This window comes from Caldimonas sp. (genome assembly GCF_046289365.1).
Taxonomy (GTDB): Bacteria; Pseudomonadota; Gammaproteobacteria; order Burkholderiales; family Burkholderiaceae_C; genus Caldimonas.
The window spans coordinates 1-2,893 of record NZ_JBKBVU010000285.1; the positions used below are offsets into that span (position 1 = coordinate 1).

Below are 2,893 nucleotides of genomic sequence, written 5' to 3' on the forward strand. Positions count from 1 at the left end.
ATCCTGCGGGCCACCACCGCCAAGCTCAAAGAGCTGGAGGCGCAGGGCCTGAAGGCACAGGCCGTGGCGATCGGCAACAAGGGCCTCGGTTTCCTGAACCGCATCGGCGCCAACGTGGTTCCCCAGGTCACCCAGCTCGGCGACAAGCCACACCTGGACCGGCTGATCGGCCCGGTCAAGGTGCTGCTCGACCAGTACGCCGAAGGCAAGCTCGACGCGGTCTATCTCTGCTACACCCGCTTCATCAACACGATGAAGCAGGAGCCGGTGATCGAACAGCTCCTGCCCCTGGCGGCCGACAAGCTGCAGGCCGACAAGGACGCCCACGCCTGGGACTACCTTTACGAGCCGGATGCGCCCACCGTCATCGACGAGCTGCTCACGCGCTACATCGAAGCCATCGTCTACCAGGCCGTGGCCGAGAACATGGCGTCCGAGCAATCGGCGCGCATGGTGGCGATGAAGGCGGCGACCGACAACGCGGGCAACCTGATCAACGAGCTCAAGCTCGAATACAACAAGACCCGCCAGGCGGCGATCACGAAGGAACTGGCCGAGATCGTCGGCGGTGCGGCGGCGGTCTGAAGCGGTGCCGCAACCGAAGGCATAACGAATACTGATTGAAGGAACGAAAAATGGCTGAAGGCAAGATCGTTCAGTGCATCGGCGCCGTGGTGGACGTGGAGTTCCCGCGCGACCAGATGCCCAAGGTGTACGACGCCCTGAAGATGGAAGGCAGCGAGCTGACGCTGGAAGTGCAGCAGCAGCTCGGCGACGGCATCGTGCGCACCATCGCGCTGGGCTCGTCCGACGGCCTGCGCCGCGGCATGGTCGTGACCAACACCGGCGGGCCGATCACCGTGCCCGTGGGCAAGGCCACGCTGGGTCGCATCATGGACGTGCTGGGCCGCCCCATCGACGAGCGCGGCCCGGTGAGCCAGGAACTCACCGCCTCCATCCACCGCAAGGCGCCCAGCTACGACGAGCTGTCGCCCTCGACCGAACTGCTGGAGACCGGCATCAAGGTGATCGACCTGATCTGTCCGTTCGCCAAGGGCGGCAAGGTGGGTCTGTTCGGCGGTGCCGGCGTGGGCAAGACCGTCAACATGATGGAGCTCATCAACAACATCGCCAAGGCGCACTCGGGTCTGTCCGTGTTCGCCGGCGTGGGTGAGCGCACCCGTGAGGGCAACGACTTCTATCACGAGATGATGGAGTCGGGCGTGGTGGTGGACGAGGACCTGTCCAAGTCCAAGGTGGCCATGGTCTACGGCCAGATGAACGAGCCCCCGGGCAACCGTCTGCGCGTGGCCCTGACCGGCCTGACGATCGCCGAGTCCTTCCGCGACGAAGGCCGCGACGTGCTGTTCTTCGTGGACAACATCTACCGCTACACCCTGGCCGGGACCGAAGTGTCCGCCCTGCTGGGCCGCATGCCTTCGGCCGTGGGCTATCAGCCCACGCTGGCTGAGGAAATGGGCAAGCTGCAGGAGCGCATCACCTCCACCAAGGTGGGCTCGATCACCTCGATCCAGGCCGTCTACGTGCCCGCGGACGACCTGACCGACCCGTCGCCGGCCACGACCTTCGCCCACCTGGACGCCACCGTGGTGCTGTCGCGCGACATCGCCGCGCTGGGCATCTACCCCGCCGTGGACCCGCTGGACTCCACCAGCCGCCAGGTCGACCCCAATGTCGTGGGGGAGGAGCACTACAACACCACCCGCTCGGTGCAGGCGGTGCTGCAGCGCTACAAGGAACTGCGCGACATCATCGCGATCCTGGGCATGGACGAGCTGTCGCCGGAAGACAAGCTGGCCGTCGCCCGCGCGCGCAAGATCCAGCGCTTCCTGTCGCAGCCCTTCCACGTGGCCGAGGTGTTCACCGGCGCCCCGGGCAAGTACGTGCCGTTGTCGGAGACCATCCGCGGCTTCAAGATGATCGTGAACGGCGAGTGCGACCACCTGCCCGAACAGGCCTTCTACATGGTCGGCACCATCGACGAGGCCTTCGAAAAGGCCAAGAAGCTGCAGTGAGCGGCGCATACGGCGCGCTGGCGTCGTTGCCGCTCGCCGGGGGGGCCGGCCCCGGCTGCGTGCGGCGCCGCGCCAGCCCACCGTCCGCTTGCTTTCAGCAGCTTCCTAGACGTTAAAGGACCCTGAGCATGGCCACCATTCAAGTGGATGTCGTTTCGGCCGAGGAGTCGATCTTCTCGGGCGAGGCGAAGTTCGTCGCCCTGCCGGGCGAGGCGGGCGAGCTGGGCATCCTGCCCAAGCACACACCGCTGATCACGCGCATCAAGCCGGGGGCGGTGCGCATCGAGCGGGCCGACAACGGCGAGGAGGAGTTCGTGTTCGTCGCCGGCGGCATCCTGGAGGTGCAGCCCGACCACGTGACCGTGCTGGCCGACACGGCCATCCGCGGCAAGGACCTCGACGAAGCCAAGGCGCTGGAGGCCAAGCGCCTGGCCGAGGAGGCGATGAAGAACGCCAAGAGCGACATCGACTTCGCCAAGGCCCAAAGCGAGTTCGCGGCGATGGCCGCGCAAATCGCCGCGCTGCGCAAGTACCGCAAGAAGTAAGCAGGCTGCCCGCCTGCCAGGACAACGCCCGCCTTGCGCGGGCGTTGTGCTTTTGACCTGCTCCCCGAAATCCGTACCACGGCAAAGGAACAAAATCCGCGCAACGCAAAGGAAGCGCGATGCGCAAGAGCAGGTACACGGAAGAGCAGATCATTGGGTTCATCAAGCAGGCTGACGCCGGCGTGAACGTTGCGGACCTGTGCCGCAAGGAAGGCTTCAGTACGGCCACGTTCTACAAGTGGCGGGCGAAGTTCGGCGGCATGGAGGCCAGCGACGCGAAGCGACTGCGTGAGTTGGAAGCCGAGAACGCAA

4 protein-coding genes are annotated in these 2,893 nt (G+C 65.8%); all 4 read left to right on the top strand.

Features of this window, described 5'->3' with window-relative positions; all coding sequences use genetic code 11:
* On the top strand, positions 1-585 hold a 585-nt coding region (gene atpG / locus ACK42S_RS17005; protein ID WP_409710341.1), incomplete at its 5' end, for an ATP synthase F1 subunit gamma.
* Between the two features lie 50 nt (positions 586-635).
* Positions 636-2,036, top strand: a complete 1,401-nt coding sequence (atpD, locus tag ACK42S_RS17010; protein WP_409710344.1) for a F0F1 ATP synthase subunit beta — start codon at positions 636-638, stop codon at positions 2,034-2,036.
* Between the two features lie 128 nt (positions 2,037-2,164).
* Positions 2,165-2,581: a F0F1 ATP synthase subunit epsilon gene (locus ACK42S_RS17015; protein WP_019562008.1), complete on the top strand. Its 417-nt coding sequence runs from the start codon at positions 2,165-2,167 to the stop codon at positions 2,579-2,581.
* A gap of 119 nt (positions 2,582-2,700) precedes the next feature.
* Positions 2,701-2,893: transposase (locus ACK42S_RS17020; protein WP_409704186.1), on the top strand; the 193-nt coding region annotated here is incomplete at its 3' end.